17 protein-coding genes are annotated in these 19963 nt (G+C 73.7%); 12 read left to right on the top strand and 5 right to left on the bottom strand.

Annotated elements, in window-relative coordinates:
* Nucleotides 1-28 precede the first annotated feature (28 nt).
* Together AB0J12_RS25635 and AB0J12_RS25630 are read left to right on the top strand one after the other, a co-directional pair.
* Nucleotides 29-775 (top strand): MBL fold metallo-hydrolase, encoded by a 747-nt coding sequence (locus AB0J12_RS25635; RefSeq protein ID WP_363266730.1) that lies wholly within the window; start codon nucleotides 29-31, stop codon nucleotides 773-775.
* Between the two features lie 40 nt (nucleotides 776-815).
* Nucleotides 816-2051 (top strand): DUF4032 domain-containing protein, encoded by a 1236-nt coding sequence (locus AB0J12_RS25630; RefSeq protein ID WP_363266729.1) that lies wholly within the window; start codon nucleotides 816-818, stop codon nucleotides 2049-2051.
* Nucleotides 2052-2055: 4 nt separating this feature from the next.
* On the opposite strand, the gene AB0J12_RS25625 is transcribed toward AB0J12_RS25630, so the two are convergent.
* The gene (locus AB0J12_RS25625; RefSeq protein ID WP_363266728.1) at nucleotides 2056-2931 is read right to left on the bottom strand and encodes a universal stress protein; all 876 of its coding nucleotides are present in this window, start codon (nucleotides 2929-2931) and stop codon (nucleotides 2056-2058) included.
* A 65-nt stretch (nucleotides 2932-2996) separates the two neighbouring features.
* Here AB0J12_RS25625 and AB0J12_RS25620 point away from each other — a divergent pair, with 65 nt between their 5' ends.
* The 7 genes from AB0J12_RS25620 to AB0J12_RS25590 all read left to right on the top strand — a co-directional run bounded on the left by AB0J12_RS25620 (nucleotide 2997) and on the right by AB0J12_RS25590 (nucleotide 13256).
* On the top strand, nucleotides 2997-3350 hold the full coding sequence (locus tag AB0J12_RS25620) for a VOC family protein (RefSeq protein WP_363266727.1): 354 nt from the start codon (nucleotides 2997-2999) through the stop codon (nucleotides 3348-3350).
* Nucleotides 3351-3460: 110 nt separating this feature from the next.
* Nucleotides 3461-5137 carry an FAD-dependent oxidoreductase gene (locus AB0J12_RS25615; RefSeq protein ID WP_363266726.1) on the top strand — a complete coding sequence of 559 codons (1677 nt, stop codon included), beginning with the start codon at nucleotides 3461-3463 and terminating at the stop codon, nucleotides 5135-5137.
* Nucleotides 5134-6594, top strand: coding sequence for an ATP-binding protein (locus AB0J12_RS25610; protein ID WP_363266725.1), 1461 nt, complete (start codon nucleotides 5134-5136; stop codon nucleotides 6592-6594). The genes AB0J12_RS25615 and AB0J12_RS25610 overlap by 4 nt, the downstream gene beginning before the upstream one ends.
* The gene (locus AB0J12_RS25605; protein ID WP_363266724.1) at nucleotides 6591-6941 is read left to right on the top strand and encodes a UBP-type zinc finger domain-containing protein; all 351 of its coding nucleotides are present in this window, start codon (nucleotides 6591-6593) and stop codon (nucleotides 6939-6941) included. The genes AB0J12_RS25610 and AB0J12_RS25605 overlap by 4 nt, the downstream gene beginning before the upstream one ends.
* Nucleotides 6942-7066: 125 nt before the next feature.
* Nucleotides 7067-10024: an AAA family ATPase gene (locus AB0J12_RS25600; RefSeq protein ID WP_363266723.1), complete on the top strand. Its 2958-nt coding sequence runs from the start codon at nucleotides 7067-7069 to the stop codon at nucleotides 10022-10024.
* A 188-nt stretch (nucleotides 10025-10212) separates the two neighbouring features.
* The gene (locus tag AB0J12_RS25595) at nucleotides 10213-11439 is read left to right on the top strand and encodes a serine hydrolase domain-containing protein (RefSeq protein WP_363266722.1); all 1227 of its coding nucleotides are present in this window, start codon (nucleotides 10213-10215) and stop codon (nucleotides 11437-11439) included.
* A gap of 242 nt (nucleotides 11440-11681) precedes the next feature.
* Entirely contained in the window at nucleotides 11682-13256 is a 1575-nt protein-coding gene (locus tag AB0J12_RS25590; protein ID WP_363266721.1) for a serine/threonine-protein kinase, read from the top strand.
* Here the strand turns inward: AB0J12_RS25590 and AB0J12_RS25585 are convergent.
* The gene (locus AB0J12_RS25585) at nucleotides 13248-14687 is read right to left on the bottom strand and encodes a serine hydrolase (protein WP_363266720.1); all 1440 of its coding nucleotides are present in this window, start codon (nucleotides 14685-14687) and stop codon (nucleotides 13248-13250) included. The two genes, AB0J12_RS25590 and AB0J12_RS25585, sit on opposite strands and share 9 nt — an antisense overlap.
* A 97-nt stretch (nucleotides 14688-14784) precedes the next feature.
* Here AB0J12_RS25585 and AB0J12_RS25580 point away from each other — a divergent pair, with 97 nt between their 5' ends.
* The 3 genes from AB0J12_RS25580 (at nucleotide 14785) to AB0J12_RS25570 (ending at nucleotide 17548) form a co-directional block, all read left to right on the top strand.
* Entirely contained in the window at nucleotides 14785-15756 is a 972-nt protein-coding gene (locus AB0J12_RS25580) for an LLM class F420-dependent oxidoreductase (protein WP_363266719.1), read from the top strand.
* Nucleotides 15757-16065: 309 nt separating this feature from the next.
* Nucleotides 16066-17055: a hypothetical protein gene (locus AB0J12_RS25575; protein WP_363266801.1), complete on the top strand. Its 990-nt coding sequence runs from the start codon at nucleotides 16066-16068 to the stop codon at nucleotides 17053-17055.
* A 67-nt stretch (nucleotides 17056-17122) separates the two neighbouring features.
* Nucleotides 17123-17548: an SsgA family sporulation/cell division regulator gene (locus AB0J12_RS25570; RefSeq protein WP_363266718.1), complete on the top strand. Its 426-nt coding sequence runs from the start codon at nucleotides 17123-17125 to the stop codon at nucleotides 17546-17548.
* A 140-nt stretch (nucleotides 17549-17688) separates the two neighbouring features.
* Here AB0J12_RS25570 and AB0J12_RS25565 read toward each other — a convergent pair whose 3' ends face one another.
* The 3 genes from AB0J12_RS25565 to AB0J12_RS25555 form a co-directional block, all read right to left on the bottom strand.
* Nucleotides 17689-18189: a DUF6328 family protein gene (locus AB0J12_RS25565; RefSeq protein ID WP_363266717.1), complete on the bottom strand. Its 501-nt coding sequence runs from the start codon at nucleotides 18187-18189 to the stop codon at nucleotides 17689-17691.
* A gap of 85 nt (nucleotides 18190-18274) precedes the next feature.
* Nucleotides 18275-19258, bottom strand: coding sequence for an aldo/keto reductase (locus AB0J12_RS25560; RefSeq protein WP_363266716.1), 984 nt, complete (start codon nucleotides 19256-19258; stop codon nucleotides 18275-18277).
* 79 nt (nucleotides 19259-19337) lie between these two features.
* On the bottom strand, nucleotides 19338-19958 hold the full coding sequence (locus tag AB0J12_RS25555) for a TetR family transcriptional regulator (RefSeq protein ID WP_363266715.1): 621 nt from the start codon (nucleotides 19956-19958) through the stop codon (nucleotides 19338-19340).
* Between the last annotated feature and the right edge of the window lie 5 nt (nucleotides 19959-19963).

Genomic DNA, 19963 nt, shown 5'->3' with positions numbered 1-19963 from the left:
CCGGCGATCTCACCACGGGGGACGGCACATGCGAGCGGACGTACACCAAGTCGCCGACGGCACCTACCTGGTGCACGGCTCCAACACCAACTGGGTGATCCTCACCGACGGGGACGCCGTGACCCTGATCGACACGGGATACCCGGGGGACCGGCAGCTGGTGCTGGACTCACTGGCCCAGGTGGGCAGTTCACCGGAGGCGGTGGCGGCCGTGCTGATCACCCACGCGCACAACGACCACCTGGGCTCGGCCGAGTACCTGCGGGCCGCCCACGGCACGCCGGTCCATCTGCACGAGGCCGAAGTTCCCCACGCCCGCCGGGAATTCCTCCAGCAGGTCACCGTCGGCGAGGTGCTGCGCAACGCCTGGCGGCCCGGTGTGCTGCCGTGGATGGTGCACGCGCTGCGCTCCGGCGGCACCGAGCAGCACCCGGTCACCGCTCCCACGGCCTTCCCCGGCACCGGACCGCTCGACCTGCCCGGCCGTCCCGTGCCCGTGCACACGCCGGGCCACACGGACGGGCACTGTGTCTTCCACCTGCCCGAGGCCGGTGTCCTCATCTCCGGGGACGCGCTGGTCAGCGGCCATCCCACGTCACGGGCGAGGGGACCGCAGCTGCTGCCGGACATGTTCCACCACGAGCGGGCGCGCGCGGTGGCCTCCCTGGAGATCATCAGGGGCCTGGAAGCGGACGTCCTGCTGCCGGGCCACGGGCCGGTGCACCGGGGCGCGACGACCGCGGCCGCCCAGCAGGCGTGGGAGCGGGCTGCCTAGGCCTTTCCCCACGGCGCGCACATCCGCTTAGGCTCTGCCCATGGCTTTGCAGATCAGCGCCACCAACCCCGAGCACCCCGCGCTCCTGCTCGAACTGCCGTGGCAGCTGCCGCTGGAGGAGTGGCCCGAGGAATATCTCGTGCCGCTCCCCCGCGGCATCTCCCGGCACGTCGTCCGTTACGCCCGCGCCGGTGACGAGGTCATCGCCGTCAAGGAGCTGGCCGAGCGGCCCGCGCTGCGCGAGTACGAGCTGCTGCGTGATCTGGACCGGCTCGCCATCCCCGCCGTGGACGCGCTCGGCGTGGTCACCGGGCGCACCGACGCCTCCGGCGCACCGCTGGAGCCGGTGCTGATCACGCGCCATCTGCGGGGCTCGCTGCCGTACCGGTCGATGTTCGAGACGACGATGCGGCCGGCGACCATGCACCGGCTGATGGACGCGCTCGCGGTACTGCTGGTGCGGCTGCACCTGGCCGGGTTCGCGTGGGGCGACTGCTCGCTGTCCAACACGCTGTTCCGGCGGGACGCGGGCGCCTACGCCGCCTATCTGGTGGACGCCGAGACCGGCGAGCTGCACCAGCGGCTGAGCCCCGGCCAGCGCGACTACGACCTCGACCTGGCCCGGGTCAACATCAGCGGCGAGCTGCTGGACCTGGAGGCGTCCGGGGCGCTGCACCCGTCCGTGGACCCGGTCGAGTTCGGCACCGAGATCTGCGCCCGCTACCGGGGGCTGTGGCAGGAACTGACCCGCACCTCGGTCTACCCGGCGGGCAAGTACCACTACATAGAGCGCCGGATCCGGCGGCTCAACGACCTCGGTTTCGACGTCGCCGAGATGCAGATCGAGCACAACTCCCACGGCGACTCGGTCACGTTCGTGCCGAAGGTCGTCGACGCGGGCCACCATCAGAGGCAGTTGCTGCGCCTCACCGGCCTGGACGCCGAGGAGAACCAGGCGCGGCGGCTGCTGAACGACCTGGAGAGCTGGATGGCCACCCAGGACGACTACGCCCCGGGCGACCCCCTCGCCGCCCGCCCCGAGGTCCTGGCGCACCGCTGGGTGCGGGACGTCTTCCGGCCCACCGTGCGGGCCGTACCGCTGGAACTGCGCGGCACGATGGACCCGGCGGAGATCTACCACGAGCTGCTGGAACACCGCTGGTACCTGTCCGAGCGGGCCCAGCACGACATCGGTCTGGACACCGCCGTCAAGGACTACATCGACAACATCCTGCCCAAGGCGCGCGAGACGCTGGAGCCGACGGTCCCCCGGTGACGCCTCAGGTGTGCGGAACCACGGCCACCGGGCAGCCGGCGTGGTGCAGCACCCCGTGGGCGACGGAGCCGATGCGGGCGCCGACCGCCGTGCGGTGGGCGCGCCGCCCGACCACCAGCAGCTGCGCGTGGTCGGCCGCCACCGACAGCAGCACCTGCCCCGCGCTGCCGATCTCCACGTGCTCGACCACCGGCACGTGCGGGAAGCGCTCGCGCCACGGCTCGAGGGCGTCCGTAAGAGCCTGGCGCTCGAACGGCTCCAGACCGCCGGCGCCGTCCAGCAGCTTCAGCGAGCCGGGGCTGTAGGCGAACACCGGCGGCAGCGTCCACGCCCGTACCGCGCGCACGGTGGCGCCGCGGGCGGCGGCCGTCTCGAAGGCGAACCGCAGCACCTCGGCGCTGTCCTCCGGCTCCCCGTGCTGGCCGACGACGATGTCCCGGCCCGCCGCCTCGGCGCTCGCCTCGTCGCCGGCGCGCACCAGCACCACGGGCCGCGTCGCTTCGACGATGACCTGCTGGCCCACCGAACCGACCAGGAAGCCCACCAGCCGGCCGTGCCCCCGCGAGCCCAGCACCAGCAGCTCGGACCCGGCGGCCGCCTCCAGCAGCGTCCGCACCGCCGGGCCCTCCAGCACGTCGCTGGTCACCGCGAGCTCCGGGTGCCGCTCGGTGACCGCGCGGACCGCGCCCTCGAGCGCCTTCACCGCCCAGCCCTGCTGCGCCTCGAAGCCCGCCACCTCGGACGGCACGGCCGGCTGGAACTCCCAGGCGTGCACCACGCGCAGCGGCAGCGAGCGGCGTACGGCCTCCCGTGCCGCCCAGTCCAGCGCGGCACGGCTCTCGTCCGTCCCGTCGACCCCTGCCGTGATCGCGCCCGTCATCCGGCCGCCTCCTCATGTCGTATGTCGCTTGTGCCACCCACAGTCTTCACCCATACCCTGCCGACATGACCTTGGAGTGGGAGCAGGTGATCGTGGACGCGGCCGATGCCGCGGCCCTGGGCCGCTGGTGGGCCGAGGCCCTCGGCTGGACCGTCGTCAACGACGATCCCGACGAGTTCGAGATCCGTCCGGCGCCGGACCGCATGCCGGGGCTGCTCTTCGTGCCCGTACCGGAGGCCAAGAGCGTCAAGAACCGTCTCCACCTCGACTTCCGCCCCGACGACCAGCGGGCGGAGGTGGAGCGCCTGCTCGCGCTGGGCGCGCGCCACGCCGACATCGGGCAGGGCGAGCAGCCGTGGGTGGTCCTCGTCGATCCGGAGGGCAACGAGTTCTGCGTGCTCGGTGAGCGCCGCGCCTGAGCCCGCAGCGCATACCCGAGCGGGCCGGGCGGATCGAACATACGATGGCCACGGACCGGCGCGTCACGAGGGCGGGCCGGGCCCGTGACCGACCTCGGGGTGGGAGTCGTATGGCACAGGCCGCCGACACAGCGCGGACCGTCATCCTGACCGTGGACGACGACCCGGGGGTCTCCCGCGCCGTCGCCCGCGACCTGCGGCGGCGCTACGGCGAGGCGTACCGGATCGTGCGGGCGGAGTCCGGCGAGTCCGCGCTGGACGCGCTGCGCGAGCTGAAGCTGCGCGGCGACCTGGTGGCCGTGATCCTGGCCGACTTCCGCATGCCGCAGATGAACGGCATCGAGTTCCTCGAACACGCCATGGACGTCTACCCGGGCGCCCGGCGGGTGCTGCTGACCGCGTACGCGGACACCAGCGCGGCGATCGACGCGATCAACGTCGTCGATCTCGACCACTACCTGCTGAAGCCGTGGGACCCGCCGGAGGAGAAGCTCTACCCGGTCCTTGACGACCTGCTCCAGGCGTGGAAGTCCAGCGACTTCAAGCCGGTGCCCAGCACCAAGGTGGTCGGGCACCGCTTCTCGGCGCGCTCCTCGGAGGTGCGCGAGTTCCTGGCCCGCAACCAGGTGCCCTACCGCTGGTACTCCTCCGACGAGCCGGAGGGGCAACGGCTGCTCGCGGCGGCCGGCGCGGACGGGCGGCGGCTGCCGCTGGTGGTCACACCGGACGGAGAGCCGCTCATCGAGCCGGACCCGCCCGAGCTGGCCGCACGCGTGGGCCTCGCCACGACGCCCACGGCCGACTTCTACGACCTCGTCGTGATCGGCGGCGGCCCGGCCGGGCTCGGCGCGGCCGTGTACGGGGCGTCGGAGGGGCTGCGCACGGTCCTCGTGGAGCGGTCGGCGACCGGGGGCCAGGCCGGGCAGAGCTCCCGGATCGAGAACTACCTCGGCTTCCCGGACGGCGTCTCCGGCGCCCAGCTCACCGACCGGGCCCGGCGGCAGGCGGCCAAGTTCGGCGCGGAGATCCTCACCGCGCGGGAGGTCACCGGCCTTGAGGTGAGCGGCGCCGCGCGGATCGTGCGGTTCGCGGACGGCTCGGCGGTCGCCGCGCACAGCGTGATCCTCGCGACCGGCGTGCAGTACCGGCAGCTGCCGGCGCCCGGCGCCGACGACCTGACCGGCTGCGGCGTGTTCTACGGCTCGGCGCTCACCGAGGCGTCCTCCTGCCACGGCCACGACGTGTACATCGTCGGCGGCGCCAACTCCGCGGGCCAGGCCGCGATGTACCTGGCGCGGGGCGCGAAGTCGGTGACGCTGCTGGTGCGCGGTCCGTCGCTGTCGGCGTCGATGTCGCACTATCTGATCCAGCAGATCGAGGAGGCGCCCAACATCTCGGTGCGCCCCCGTACCGTCGTCGAGTCCGCGCACGGAAACGGCAGCCTGGAGCGGCTCACCCTGCGGGACGTCGACACCGGCGAGCGGGAAGAGGTCGACGCGGGCTGGCTGTTCGTGTTCATCGGGGCCGCCCCGCTGACCGACTGGCTGGACGGGACGGTGCTGCGCGACGAGCGCGGGTTCATCCTGGCCGGACCCGACCTCACCCCCGACGGGCGGCCGCCGGCGGGCTGGGAGCTGGACCGGCCGCCGTACCACCTGGAGACCAATGTGCCGGGCGTGTTCGTCGCGGGCGACGCGCGCGCGGAGTCCGCGAAGCGGGTCGCGTCCGCCGTCGGAGAGGGAGCCATGGCCGTGATGCTCGTCCACCGCTACCTGGAGCAGTCGTGAGCGGGCGGCCGGTGCCGTGCAGCCCGGCGGAGATCGGCTCGCTGTTCCTGTTCGAGAAGCTCTCCGACGAGCAGCTCGGGCGGCTGTGCAGCGAGGGCCGGGTGGAGCTGTTCGACCCCGGCCCGGTGTACGCCGAGGGTGACCCCGCCACCTGTTTCTTCGTGATGGTCGAGGGCACGGTGGTGCTCTCGCGGCGGGTCGGCGCCGAGGACGTGGAGGTGACGCGGACCTCGCAGCCCGGGGTGTACGCGGGCGCCATGCAGGCCTACCTCGGGGACCGGGTGCGGCAGGTCTACAACAACTCCCTGCGCGTGACCGAGCCGACGCGGTTCTTCGTGCTGCCGGCGGACACGTTCGCGAGCGTCATGCAGGAGTGGTTCCCGATGGCGGTCCACCTCCTGGAGGGCCTGTTCTTCGGGTCGAAGGCCACCCAGCGGACCATCGGGCAGCGCGAGCGGCTGCTGGCGCTGGGCTCGCTGTCCGCGGGGCTCACCCATGAGCTGAACAACCCGGCCGCCGCGGCCGTGCGAGCCACGGCGACGCTGCGCGAGCGGGTGGCGAAGATGCGGCACAAGCTCGCCGTGATCTCGTCGGGGCCCTATCCGCGGGAGGTCCTGGCGGGCCTGATCGAGTTCCAGGAGCGCACCGCCGAACGCGTCGGCAAGGCGCCCGCGCTCAGCCCGCTGGAGGCCGCCGACCGGGAGGACGCGCTCAGCGACTGGCTCGACGACCACGACATCCCGGACGGCTGGCGCATCGCGCCCACGTTCGTGCAGGCCGGGCTCGACGTGGACTGGCTGGAGCAGGTCGCGGCGGCCGTCGAGCCCGACGTCCTGCCCGGCGCGATCGGCTGGCTGAACTACACGGTCGAGACCGAGCTGCTGATGGACGAGATCGAGGACTCGACCACCCGTATCTCGCACCTGGTCGACGCGGCCAAGCAGTACTCCCAGCTCGACCGCGCGCCCTACCAGGTCGCCGACGTGCACGAACTGCTGGACAGCACGCTGCTGATGCTGTCCGGCAAGATCGGCGACGGGATCAAGGTCGTCAAGGACTACGACCGCACGCTGCCGAGGATCCCCGCCTATCCGGCGGAGCTGAATCAGGTGTGGACGAACCTGATCGACAACGCCGTCGCCGCGATCCACGACACCGGCGCCGAGGGCACGCTGACCGTGCGGACGGCGAGGGAGAACGACCGGCTGCTGGTGGAGTTCCGCGACACCGGTCCGGGCGTGCCGCCCGAGATCCGGGACCGCATCTTCGATCCCTTCTTCACCACCAAGCCGGTCGGCGAGGGCACAGGGCTCGGCCTCGACATCTCCTGGCGGATCGTGGTCAACAAGCACCACGGCGGCATCGAGGTCGACTCCGAGCCCGGCGACACCCGGTTCCGGGTGCTGCTGCCGCTCACCGCGGCGGAACCCGACACCCCATCCGAGGAGACGGCATGACCCAGGGCGACGGCATCGACCAGAGCGCGGTGCCGAGCGGCACCGGCTGCGTGGAGTGCGAGGCGGCCGGCGGCTGGTGGTTCCATCTGCGCCGGTGCGCGCAGTGCGGGCACATCGGCTGCTGCGACTCCTCCCCCGCCCAGCACGCCACCGCGCACTTCCGCGCGACGGGGCATCCGGTGGTGCAGAGCTACGAGCCGGGCGAGGCGTGGTTCTGGAACTACGCCACCGACGAGCTGTACGACAGCGGCCCCGCCCTCGCGCCCCCGCACAGCCACCCCGAGGACCAGCCCGCTCCTGGGCCGGCGGGCCGGGTGCCGGCGGACTGGGCGCGGACGCTGCGCTGAGGGCCGGTCCGGTGGGGCGCGGACACCGCGCCGAACGCCGTTTCGGTGGGGCGCGGACACCGCGCCGAGCGCCGGTCCTGTCCGGTGCCCCCCGCGGTGTCAGTGGTGCGTGCCAGGATTGATCCGTGCCGCAGAACGATTTCACCTCCCCGCTCGTCGGCCGGGACCGGGAACTGACCCGGCTCCTCGGCGCCTTGGAGCGCGCCCGCGCCGGTGAGGCGCGGGCGGTGGTGGTGGCCGGGGACGCCGGGGTGGGCAAGACCCGGCTGCTGGACGAGGTCGCCGGGCATGCCGCCGGGCAGGGCATGCGGGTGCTCACCGGGCACTGCGTGGACCTCGGTGACGTCGGCCTGCCGTATCTGCCGTTCACGGAGATCCTCGGCCGGATCGCCGAGGACGAGCGGCTGGCCCCGCATCTGGCCACGCATGCCGCGGTGGAGCGGCTGCGCGGCGGTGGCGAGGTGCGCGGCGGCGACCCGGCGCGGGACGCTGACGCCCGGCTGCGGCTCTTCGAGGGCATGGCGGCCCTGCTCGCCCGGCTCGCCGAGGACACCCCGCTGCTGCTCGTGCTGGAGGATCTGCACTGGGCCGACCAGTCCTCCCGGGACCTGCTGCGGTTCCTGCTGACCCGCGGCGCGCTGGGAGCGCCCGGGCCCCGGCTGGCGGTGCTCGCCTCCTACCGCTCCGACGACCTGCACCGGCGCCATCCGCTGCGTCCCCTGCTGGCCGAGCTGGTGCGGCTGCCGGCGGTGGAGCGGCTGGAGCTGCGGCCCATGCCGGACGCCGAGATGACCCGGCTGCTGCGGGCACTGCGCGGCGAGCCGCTGCCGGACGGCACGGTGCGCACGATCGTGGAGCGGGCCGAGGGCAACGCCTTCTATGCGCAGGAGCTGCTCGCCGCCACCGGCACACAGGCGCAGGGCGTGCCGAGCGCCCTCGCGGACGTGCTGCTGATCCGGGTGGAGCAGCTGCCGGAGACCGCGCAGCAGGTGCTGCGCACCGCCGCCGTCGCGGGGCGCCGGGTGGAGCACGATCTGCTGCGCGAGGCGGTCGGGCTGTCCGAGGACGCGCTGGAGGCGGCCCTGCGCGAGGCCGTCGGCCGCCAGCTCCTGGTGCCCGACGACGGGGAGACCTACGCCTTCCGGCACGCGCTGACCCGTGAAGCCGTCTACGCCGACCTGCTGCCCGGTGAGCGGGCGCGGCTGCACGGCACGTTCGCGCGGCTGCTCGCCGGACGCGGCAGCACGGGCGAGAGCGCGGCGGAGCGCGCCCACCACTGGCGCGAGAGCCATCATCTGCCCGAGGCGCTCGCCGCCTCGCTTCAGGCCGCCGACCACGCCCGGCGGGTGGGCGCGCCGGCGGAGGAGCTACGGCATCTGGAAGCGGCGCTCGATCTGTGGTCCGCGGTCGATCCGGCGGCCCGCCCGGCCGGTGAGGGCGGCGACCGGATCACGCTGACGCTGCGCGCTTCGGCGGCTGCCGTGCACGCGGGCGAGGTGCACCGCGCGGTCGCGCTGACCCGGGCGGCGCTCGCCGGCATCGGGCAGGACGCGGATTCCGAGCTGGCCGCCCGGGTGCGCTACACCCTCGCCGGGAACCTGCTGACCGCCGACAATCTCACCGCCGCCTTCGCCTACAGCAGCGAGGCGCTCGCGCTGATCCCGGAGGAGCCGCCGACGCGTACCTGGGTGTGGGCGGCGGCCACCCATGTGATGGCGGCCCGTGAGGTCGGGGCGTCCCGGGCCGCGTTGCACGTGGCGCGGCGGGCGCTGTCCGCGGCGGAGCAGCTGGGGGTGGCGGACGCGCAGGCCGACCTGCTGATCTCGCTGGTGGGTCTCGAGGGAGGCGCGCGGCGCACGGCCGAGGGGCGCGAGCGGCTGGTGCGGGCGCGGGAGCTGGCCCGGCGCGCGGGCAACGCCCCGGTGGAGATGAGAGCGTTGTTCCATCTCGCGGTCGGCTGCTTCGAGGCGGGCGCCTTCGCGGAGAGCGTGCCGTGGGCGGCGGAGGGGCTGGAGCGCGCTCGCGACGCGGGGTTGCTGTCGTCGCCGTATCCGCTGGAGATGCGGTACTTGCAGCAGCTGGTGCTCTACACGCTGGGCCGGTGGGACGAGTGCCTACGGGCGGCGGCGGAGGCCAAGGCGGTGCCGGCGGCCGGCGGTTACACGGCGGGCCCGGCGCTGTACGTGGCGCTGGCGCGCGGTGACGCGGGGGCCGCCGAGCGGGCGCGGGCGCTGCTGCGGGGCCCGTTCGACTGGATGGCGACGCTGGTCGCGGGGATCGTCCTGACCGACGCGGCCGCGTGGCGGGGTGATGCCGAGGCGGCGGTGGAGCAGGCGCGCGCCACGGTGACGGCGCTCACCGACGACGCGGGCACCCTGCCCGACGCGGCGGTGCGGCTGCTCGCGCTGGCGCTGTCCGCCGTCGCCGACACGGCCGCCGGGCTGCGGTCGGCCGGTGACGCCGCGGGGGCGCGGCGGTGGGCCGACGTGGCGGGCGAGCTGGTGGAGCAGGCGCGGCGGGCGGCCGGGCACAGCGAGGCGGGCCCGCCGCAGGGGCCGGAGGGGCAGGCGTGGCTTGCCCGGGCCGAGGCCGAGTGGACCCGGGCCGTCTCCGGCCCGGACGCGGCGGTCTGGGAGAAGGCGGTGGCCGCGTTCGGCTTCGGCGAGGTGTACGAGCAGGCGCGGTGCCGGCTGCGGTGGGCTCAGGCCCTGCTCGCCGAGGACCGGCGCGCCGAGGCCGCGGTGCAGGCCGGTGAGGTGCGTGGGACGGCCGTACGGCTGGGGGCCGCGCCGCTGCTGGAGCGGGTCGAGGCGCTGATCCGGCGCGGCCGGCTGGGCGGCGTGCCGGGGGCCGAAGGACCGTCCGCTCCCTCGCCGCTGACGGCGCGTGAGCAGGAGGTGCTGCGGCTGCTCGCGCTCGGCCGCAGCAACCGCCAGATCGGTGAGGCGCTGTTCATCACCGGCAAGACGGCGAGCGTGCACGTCTCCAACATCCTGGCCAAGCTGGGTGCGGCGAGCCGCACGGAGGCTGTGGCGATCGCCCACCGCGACGGGCTGCTGGCGTCCGAGCCGAGCACCTCCTGATCCGCGGGAGCCTGTGGCCGTGACGCGGCCGCCGCCGTCCCGGACATGACCCGACGTCAGGCCTGCGCCCGGATTGTCGCTTTTCTTGATTTTCGCCGCGATACTGTGCGCGGCCACGCCGTACCGTTTCCGACGGGCGGTCAGATGTGGCTCCAGCACAGCGACGTGACGGAAACGAGAGGCCTCGGATGATCCCAGCAGCACTGCGCAGAGGTACGGCACTGGGGGCGGTCGTGCTGTCCCTGCTGACGGTCCCGGCACACGCCGCCACCGCACATCCCGCACGTCCCGCCGCACCGGCGGCCGCACTGCCACGGCCCGACCTCGCCGGCCTGCGCGAGATCCTGCGCACCGCCCAGCGGCAGGGCGCCCCGGGCGCGATGGCGCGGATCGACGACGGCGGCTCGGTGCTCGGCGCGTCCGTGGGCGTCGCCGACCGGGCCACCAAGCGGGCGCTGGCGGACACCGACCGCTTCCGCGTCGGCAGCATCACCAAGACCTTCACGGCCGTGGTCCTGCTGCAACTGGCCGACGAGGGCAAGCTGAACCTGGACGCGTCCGTCGACCACTACCTGCCGGGGCTGCTGCCCGACCGCGGGATCACCGTCCGGCACGTCCTCAGCCACCGCAGCGGGCTGTACGACTACACCAACGACATGTTCGCGCAGACGGTGCCCGGCTTCGAGGCCGTGCGCACCAAGGTGTTCACCTACCGCCAGCTGGTGGACCGCTCGCTGCGGCACGCCCCGACGGGGAAGCCCGGCGGCGCCTACTCCTACTCCAACACCAACTTCGTGGTGGCCGGCATGCTCGTGGAGAAGCTCACCGGCCGTCCGGTGGCCACCGCCTACCAGGACCGCATCATCACGCCGCTGCGGCTGCGCGACACCTTCTACGTGCACCCCGACACCGCGCTGCCCGGCCGGTACGCGCGCGGCTACCTCACCCCCGACACCGAGGGAGCCGCGCTGGTCGACGCCACCCGGCAGACCGTGTCGTGGGCCCAGAGCGCGGGCGCGATCATCTCCAGCACCCGGGACCTGAACACCTTCTACTCGGCGCTGCTGCGCGGCAAGCTGACCTCCGCCGCGCAACTGCAGCAGATGCGGCGCTGGGTGCCGGCCGGCACCGGGCAGGCCTACGGCCTCGGGCTGCGCCGCCGCGACCTGTCGTGCGGGGTGTCGGTGTACGGGCACACGGGGGCCGTCCAGGGCTACTACAGCTATGCGTTCACCTCCGCGGACGGGCGGCGCAGCCTCGCCGCGCTGGCCGACACCTCCAACAACGCGGCCGTGCACACCACGATGCTGCGCACGCTGGAGTCCGCCTTCTGCGGCGCCCCGGCGAAGAGCCGACGCAGCGGCGCGGTGACGGAGTTGCCGGAGGACGCCGCGGGGCCTGCGGTCCGCCGATGAGGGGGAAGCCGGTTCTCTTCACCGTGCGGAGCAACCCCCGTACGTGATCCGGCGTCTTGAAGGGCAGCACCATACGCCGCCCCGGCCCACTCCCCCCTTGGGCCGGGGCGGACCTCTGCGTCCCGCACATCCCGGCGCCCCGGAGTCTTTTGAACGAAGGACAGGAATCCGGGCCGCGTTGAACGGACGCCGTCCCGGTCGCCGTACCCCAGGGAAACGGGTGAAACAGGGTGCAGCGAGGGATGACCATGGGCACAGCGGACGGCTCCACGCAGGCGTGGGTCGCCGGACGGTACCGGCTCCTCGACATCGTCCACGAGGAGACCAACCGCGTCTGCTGGTACGGCGAGGACACGGCCGCCGGACAGCCCCGGCTGCTCACCCGGACCGGGCTGCCGGACACCGGGACGGACGCGGACGAGCGGGACCAGGCGCGCCGCGCCACCGGGCGCGTCCTGCGCATGGCCGAGACGATGAGCCGGCTGTGCCCGGGCCGCGTCCCGGCGGTCGTCGACGCGGTGTACGAGCGGGGCGATCTGTGGACGGTGACGGAGTGGGCCGAGGGCACACCGCTCGGTGAACTCCTCGCCCAGGAGGGCCCGTTGCACCCGGTGCGGGCCGCACGCATCGCGCTGGAACTGCTGGACGTGCTGGAGGCCGCGCACGCGGAGGGCATCACGCACGGCGAGCTGAGCCCCGGGCAGGTCCTCGTGCGCGACCACCGGCCGGTCGCGGTCACCGGCTTCGGCCTGGCCGGCGCGACCCTGGCCCCGCGCGTCGCGGCACCGTCGTACGCCTCGCCGGAACAGGCACGCGACGAGCGGATCTCCCCGGCCGCCGATCTGTGGGCGCTCGGTGCGCTGCTCTACACGATGGTCGAGGGCCGGCCGCCGTTCCGGGAGCGCGAGCGGCCGGAGGCCACGCTGAAGGCCGTGGACCGGCTGCCCCTGCGTACGCCCGTGCGCTGCGGGCCGCTGACGCGGGTGGTGCAGGGGCTGCTGCGCAAGAACTCCCGCGAGCGGCTGTCCCGTGGGGTGGTCCGCGAGGCGCTCACCCGCGTACTGAACGAGGACCCGGATGCAGTGGTGCCGTCCGTGCCCGCACCCCGGCTGCGCCGCGCCTACGCCGCCTGGCACGCCGGCCCGGCGTGGCGGCGGCGGCACGTGGCGGTCGGCGCCGCGGTGGCGGTCGTCGCCGTGACCGCCGTGGCTCTCGCCCTGCGGCAGGGCCCGGGCAACGCGGACGCCGCGCGGGCACCCGCGCCCTCCCCCGCGGCGACCGGGACGCCGCCCGCGGCCACCGGGACGGCGGCGGCCCCCCGGCCGTCGGGCACGCCGACGCCGGGACTGCCCTCCGGCTACCGGCTGTACCGGGCACCGGAGGGATTCTCGGTGGCGCTGCCGGACGACTGGGGGCGGCTGCGCACCTCGCCGGGCCGGGACGGGGCGTACCGGGTCGTGTTCGGCGCGACGGACGATCCGCGCACGCTCGCGGTGACGTACAGCGAGCGCGTCGGCGGGGACCCGGTCGCCGTGTGGCGGGACGACGTGGAGCCCGCTCTGCGCGCGGCGGACGGTTACCGGCGGATCGGGGCGATCCGGGCGACGACGTACCAGGGCCGCCGCGCTGCCGACATGGAGTGGCTGGTGACGGCGGCCGGCGGGACGCGGGTGCGCACCTTCGGCCGCGGTGTCCTGCTGGGCGGCGGCCGGGGATTCTCGTTGCGGTTGACCGCCCCCGCCGCCGACTGGGACGACACCGGCAGGCGTCAGGCGCAGGAGGTCGTCCTGCGCAGCTTTCGGCCTGCCTCAGGATGACGAGCCGGGCGCGCGCAGCTTGCGCAGCGGCACGCCGGGCATCAGCGGCGTCGTGTGCCAGCGGGCGGTGAACGTCCTGCCCGGGAGGGAGCAGGTCACGCACAGCGAGTGCGGGGTCTCCAGGAAGGCGACGTCCACGGCCAGGGTCCCGGCGTCCGTCCAGCCGCCGCTGACGGCGGTCGGCAGCGGCTCCTCGGCGACGGCCCACCCGCCGTCGCCGAGGTGCAGGGGCAGTGCGTGGCCGTCCTCGGTGAGCGTGAGCGTCCAGCCGTCCTCCTCCGCGGTCACCGACACGGAGGTGAGGCCCGGCTGATCCGCGCAGCCGCCGCCCTCCGGGGCGAACACCGCCCCCGCCCATGCGTCCGCTCGCTCCGGAGGTGTGGGTTTGCCGGCCGCCGCGGGCAGCGTGAGGTGCGCGAGCCGCTCGCGCAGGGCCGCGTCGGCTCCCTCGCGACCCCCCAGCGGCCCGGGGTGGAAGGCGGGCAGCAGATGGGCCCAGACCAGGTCGAGAACCGTCTGCATGCCCACGGTCTCCGACGTCAGGGCGACCACGGCGTCCTGCTCCGGCAGCACCAGGCAGAACTGGCCGTAGGCGCCGTCCCCGCGAAAACCGTGCCGGGACATCCAGAACTGCAGGCCGTAGCCGAGGTCCCAGTCACCGCCGGACATGGCACCGGCCGTCGCGATGTGCGGGCGCGTGGCCTCGGCGACCCACTCCTCGGGCAGCAGCTGCCTGCCCTCCCACCGGCCGCGGTCCAGATACAGCTGCCCGAGCCGGGCGACGGCGTCGCAGGTGGCGTGCAGTCCGCTGAAGCCCAGCTCGCGACCGCCGCGGTCGCGGTGCCAGACCGCGCCCCCGATGCCGAGCGGATCGAACAGCCGCGGGCGCAGGTAGTCGGTGAGCGACTGGCCCGTCACCCGCTGCACGACGGCGGCGAGCGTGTAGGTGGCCGGCTGGTTGTAGGCGAAGACGGTGCCCGGGTCGCGTTCCGGCGGCAGCCGCAGGAAGCCGTGCAGCAGGTCGTCCGGGTCCAGGGCGCGCGCCCGGTCCATGGTCTCGGCAACATGCCCGCTGGCCATCGACGCCACGTGCCGGAGCAACATGCCCCGTACCCGGGGATCGGTGACCTCGTCCGCGAACTCGGGGAAGTAGGCGAGCACCGGGTCGTCCAGCCGCAGCAGCCCCTCCGCGGCGGCGAGCCCGGCGGCGGTACCGGTGAAGCTCTTGCTGAGCGAGTACAGCAGGTGCGGGCGGTCCTGGGTGTACGGCGCCCACGACCCGGCGGCGACGAGGTGGCCGTGGCGCAGGATCAGCAGGCTGTGCGGCCTGATGCCGGGCGCTGCGTCGAGTGCGTCGAGGAAGGCCTCGACACCGGTGGCGTCGACGCCCTGGGCGGCGGGGGCGGACGAAGGCAGCGGGCGCGCGATCATGAGGGCATCCTGCCTCGGGATACGCCGAATGGTCGAGAGGGCCTTCGCGGGAGGGGCGCCTCGTTTTCACCCTCCGCCCCACGGGGACTCGTGACCCATGGTGCAAATCGGATACACGATGATGACCGAGCAGGCCGGCCCCCGTGAGCTGGTCGACCACGTGGTGCGCGCCGAGGAGGCGGGCTTCGACTTCTCCGTGACGTCCGACCACTACTTTCCGTGGCTGCGCTCGCAGGGGCACGCTCCGTACGCATGGAGTGTGCTGGGCGCCGCCGCGCAGGCGACCGAACGCATCCCGCTCATGACGTACGTGACGTGCCCGACCTTCCGCTACCACCCGGCGGTCGTGGCGCAGAAGGCCGCCACCCTTCAGCTGCTCTCCGAGGGCCGGTTCCGGCTGGGGCTGGGCTCCGGCGAGAACCTGAACGAGCACGTCGTGGGCGGCGGCTGGCCCTCCGTGAACGTCCGGCACGAGATGCTCGAGGAGGCCGTGGAGATCATCCGCGCGCTGTTCGAGGGCGGCCACGTCAATCACCGCGGCACGCACTTCGACGTGGAGTCGGCGCGGCTGTGGGACGTGCCCGAGGAGCCGCCGGCGATCGGGATCGCGGTGTCCGGGGAGAGGTCCTGCCGGCTCGCGGGCCGCCTCGGCGACCTGGTCATCGCGACCGAACCCAAGGCGGGCCTGCTGGAGGCCTTCGACCGGCACGGCGGGCAGGGCAAGCCGCGGGTCGGGCAGCTGCCGGTGTGCTACGACACCGACCGGGACACCGCGATCAAGCGGGCGCACGCGCAGTTCCGCTGGTTCGGCAGCGGCTGGAAGGTGAACTCCGAGCTGCCGCACCCGGACTCCTTCGAGGCGGCGACGCAGTTCGTCACGCCGGACGACGTGGCCGAGTCGATCCCGTGCGGCGACGATCCGGAGGCCTTCGTGGAGGCCGTGCGGCCCTATGCCGAGGCCGGTTTCACCGAGATCGCGCTCGTGCAGATCGGCGGCGACGCGCAGGTGCCGTTCCTGGACTGGTCGGAGAAGACGCTGCTGCCCGCGCTGCGGGCCGCCTTCGCCTGAGCCGGCGCCGCGTCACATCGCATCGCATCGCATCGCATCGGGCACACGTGCGCACAAGCACGGCCAATCGGTGGATATAGGCTGCCGGTCTGCACACCCGTCGGCCCTGCCCCCCTCTGGAGTGTCCCGGTGACCCAAGCGATCGCCCCGTCCGAGCCGCCCACCGCCCCCGAGTCCGCGTCGGTCCCGGCGCCCGCGTCCGCGCCCGAGTCCACGTCGAGGTCCGGGCCCGAGTCCAGGCCGGGGTCCGCGCCCGATCCCACGTCGGCGCCCCAGCCCGAGGCACCGTCCTCCGCCGCGTCGGGGGACGTGGACGACCTCGTCACCCGTGACGCGCGCGAGTTCGGGGCGTACGCCCGTACCGGCGGGTGGACCTTCGCCCTGATGGTGGCGCGCAGTGTCCGCCCGGGCGGGCAGGCCGCCGACGAGACGCCGAAGGTGAGCGCCAAGGAGTTCGCCGAGCTGGCGGGGTGCTCGGCGGAGCGGGTGCTGCGCTACTACAAGGCCTGGGACCGGGCCACCGACGACGGTCTGGTACCGCACTTCGAGGCGCTGCGGCCGGGGCAGGACGTGGAACTGCCGGACGCCGACGTGTGGCCGGCCTACTACGTCTCGCGCAGCAGCGCCGCCTCCGAACGGGGCACGGCCATCGCCGAGGTGGCCGCGGCGGAGGGCATCCGGCCGACGAAGGCGCTGGAGGTGGCGGAGAACCCCACCGCGCTGCGCGCCGCGATCCTGGCCGACCCCTCCACCGCCCGCGCGGCGCAGCAGGCACTGCTGGACCGGGTGCGCGAGGATCCGGAACTGCAGGCCGCGCTGGCCCGTGACGTGGTGCGCACCGACGATCTGAAGAAGGCCGTGGTGTCCGAGAGCCGCTCGGCCGACCGCATCGGCTACGTACGGCAGATCGCCGAGTCCGGACAGATCAGGACGCCGGCCGGGCAGACCGTCGAGGCACCCGTCGAGGTGCGCCGGGAGGCCGAACGGCACCTGTCCCTGATCGACGAACTCGACGACGGCGAGGACAGCGCCGAGTGGGCGTCCGAGGCGTACGACACGATGAAAGGTCTGGTCGCCGAGACGGTGGAGGCCGACCCGGACCTGCGGGTGACGGAACGGCGGCAGAAGTTCTACAGCAGCCTGACGAAGGCCACCCGGGTGTTCGAGGAGCTGACCTTCGACGACGCCGAGGACTTCTACGAGGACGACATGCTGCTGCGGCTCGAGGAGCTGCAGCAGGCGATCGGCTCGTGCCTTGCGGCACTGCGTGCCAGTCGCGGGAATCACCCGAGTAGCTGAGCATCTTTGGCGTTACGGGGGTACCAGGGGTTCGCTCTCGTCCGTTCCTCTCGGAAGGCCTGTCCAGGTGAACCCCTTTGCTCACACGACGCTGGTGGTGGAGTTGCAGGCGGGCGACACGGAACGCTTCGCCGTGCTCGCCCACCTGAGCTACGACGCCGCCGACCCGTTCGTCGTCACCGCCGTGTTCAGCCACCGGGGCCGGGTGCTGGCCCGCTGGCAGCTGGACCGGGAGATGCTCGGCGAGGGGCTGCGGCGGCCCGTCGGTGTCGGGGACGTGCGGCTGCGCCCGACGGGCGGCGGACTCTTCGACGAGCTGCGCATGGAGTTCCTCGGCGACGCCCACCCGGACGGGGGGCGCCACCACGCGGTCGTGTTCGCCTGGGCCCCGGCCGTCTCGGCGTTCCTTCGCAGAACGTGGCAGCTGGTCCCGCCCGGCCGGGAGGAGGTCCGCGTCGACGACTTCCTGGCCCAGCTCTCCGTGGGGCCCTGACGGGCCGGGATACCTGCGCTCCTGCCGTGGCGGTCGCGTTCCCGGCCCCGCCTGCGCCCTGCGGCCGGGACACTCAGCAGGACATCTTCCGTGCGCCGCGCTGGGCCGTCCCGGCCGCCTTGGCACGCCTTGGCCGGTTCTCAGCGTGATGTGTAGCGGCGGCGGGTCCACAGGGGCAGCACGAACCAGCACAGCATGTACCAGGCGACCACGGCCGAGACCAGGTACGGGACGTAGCTGTCGTGGGTCGCCACGCGCAGGATCAGCAGCAGCGACGAGGTCATGGCGGCGAGCAGCAGGAGCAGACCGACGAATGTCAGCCGGGACGCCCAGCGCACCGCCATCGGTTTGACCCGGCGGCCGGCGACCAGGCGGTGCAGGGAGACCGGCCCTATCAGCGCGCCGGTCGCGCAGGCGCCCAGGACCACCGTCACGATGTAGATGGCCTGGTCGGTGCTTTCCAGCTGCGCGTACTTCGGCGTGAACACCACGGTCAGCAGGAAACCGAAGAGGATCTGCACGCCGGTCTGCGCGACCCGCACCTCCTGGATGAGCTCGACCCACATCCGGTCGGCCCGCTCCTCCTCGGTCTCGTTGCGCCCCCGGCGCCGGACCGGCCCCTCTTCGGCGACCGCCACCATTCCTCCCCGGTGAGAACCACGAACATCGTCTCTTCGCGAGTACCCAGGAAAGCGGCGGTCCTGCCTGGTCCGGCCCGGTCAGGGGCTACCAGCGGTGCTCGACCTGCTCCCGGATGCGCCGGTCGTACAGGTCGCGGATCGCCGTGAGGGTCTCCTCGGACAGCTCCGGCAGCCGGGCGGCCGCGGCGTTGGCGCGGGCCTGCTCGGGCGATCGGGCGCCGGGGATCACCGTGGTGACGCCGGGCTGCTGGACGATCCAGCGCAGGGCGAGCTGGGCCGGGGTGTACCCCTCGGGGGTGAGGGCGGCGAACTCGGCGGCGGCCTCCACACCGGTCGCGTAGTCCACGCCGGAGAAGGTCTCGCCCTGGTCGAAGGACTCGCCGTGCCGGTTGAACGTGCGGTGGTCGTCGGGCGGGAAGACGGTGTCCTTGGTGTACTTGCCCGACAGCAGACCGGAGGCGAGCGGGACCCGGGCGATGATGCCGACGCCGGCCTCCCGGGCCGCCGGGAGCACTTCGCGCAGGGGTTTCATGCGGAACGGGTTGAGGATGATCTGCACACTGGCCAGGTTCGGCCGGGCGATCGCCGTCAGCGCCTGGGCGCAGGTCTCCACGCTGACGCCGTAAGCGGCGACGCGCTCCTCCTCGACCAGGGTGTCGAGGGCGTCGAAGACCTCGTCGGAGGAGTAGACGGGGGTGGGCGGGCAGTGCAGCTGCACCAGGTCGACGCGGTCCACGCCGAGGTTGCGGCGGGAACGGTCGTTCCAGGCGCGGAAGTTGTCCAGGACGTAGTTCTGCGGGATCTGCTCGACGCGGCGGCCCATCTTCGTGGCCACCTCCACGTGCAGGTCGGGGCGGCTGCTGAGGAACGTGGCGATGGTGGACTCGCTGCGGCCGTCGCCGTAGACGTCGGCGGTGTCGAAGAAGGTCACGCCTGACTCGGCGGCCGCCTCCAGCACCGTCAGGGCTTCCTTGTCGTCGACCTCGCCCCAGTCGGCGCCCAGTTGCCAGGTGCCGAGACCGATGACGGACGCGTGCTGACCGGACCTCGGGAATTCGCGCTCTTCCATGGCCTCAGTCTGTCACCGGGCGAGGCACAACGCCGGAACCGGCTGCTGCGGCGTGAGATGCGCCAGGATCGTCGTTCCGCTACGGCGTGAGATGGGCCTGGATCGTCGGGCCGTACCGGGCGACGAGGTCGTCGACCGGCAGCGCGCGTACCTCCTCGCCGCGGGCGATGCCGGCCATCACGCCCAGGCCGAGCAGGCCGGCCACGGCGAGTTCGGCGCGCAGGGCCGCGTCGGGGCCGCTCAGCCGGGCGGCGAGCCGCGCGGTGACCTGGCTGCGGAAGTTCGCCCGCAGCACCTCGCCGTGCTCGCCGTGCAGCGGGGCGAAGACGATGCGCAGGATCGGGTCGGCGCCCTGCTCGCGCTGGCTCACGACGACGTGCCGCACCATGTGCCGGCCGAGGTCGTCGAGCGGTGCGTCCAGCAGCGCCTCGGCGTCGTCGGCGAAGGACATCACGCGGGCGAAGAGGGCGTCCTTGTTCCCGAAGTACTTCAGGATCAGCGGGGCGCTCACCCCGGCGCGTTCCGCGACGGCCTTCAGCGTGATGTCGGCGTGCGCGTGCCGTGCCAGCAGGTGGCGGGCGGCTTTCAGGATGGCCGCTCTGGTCGCTTCGGCATCGCGACGGGCGGCGGCCCCCGGCCGGGGCGGGGCGGACGGGGTGGCGGTGGGGTCCGCGGCCGTCCTGCGGGACGTGGTGCTCACCTCTC

It is taken from the genome of Streptomyces sp. NPDC049915 (genome assembly GCF_040656475.1).
Lineage (GTDB): Bacteria > Actinomycetota > Actinomycetes > Streptomycetales > Streptomycetaceae > Streptomyces.
Note: the sequence above shows the minus strand (reverse complement) of the source record. Positions and strands in the feature narration are given on the sequence as shown.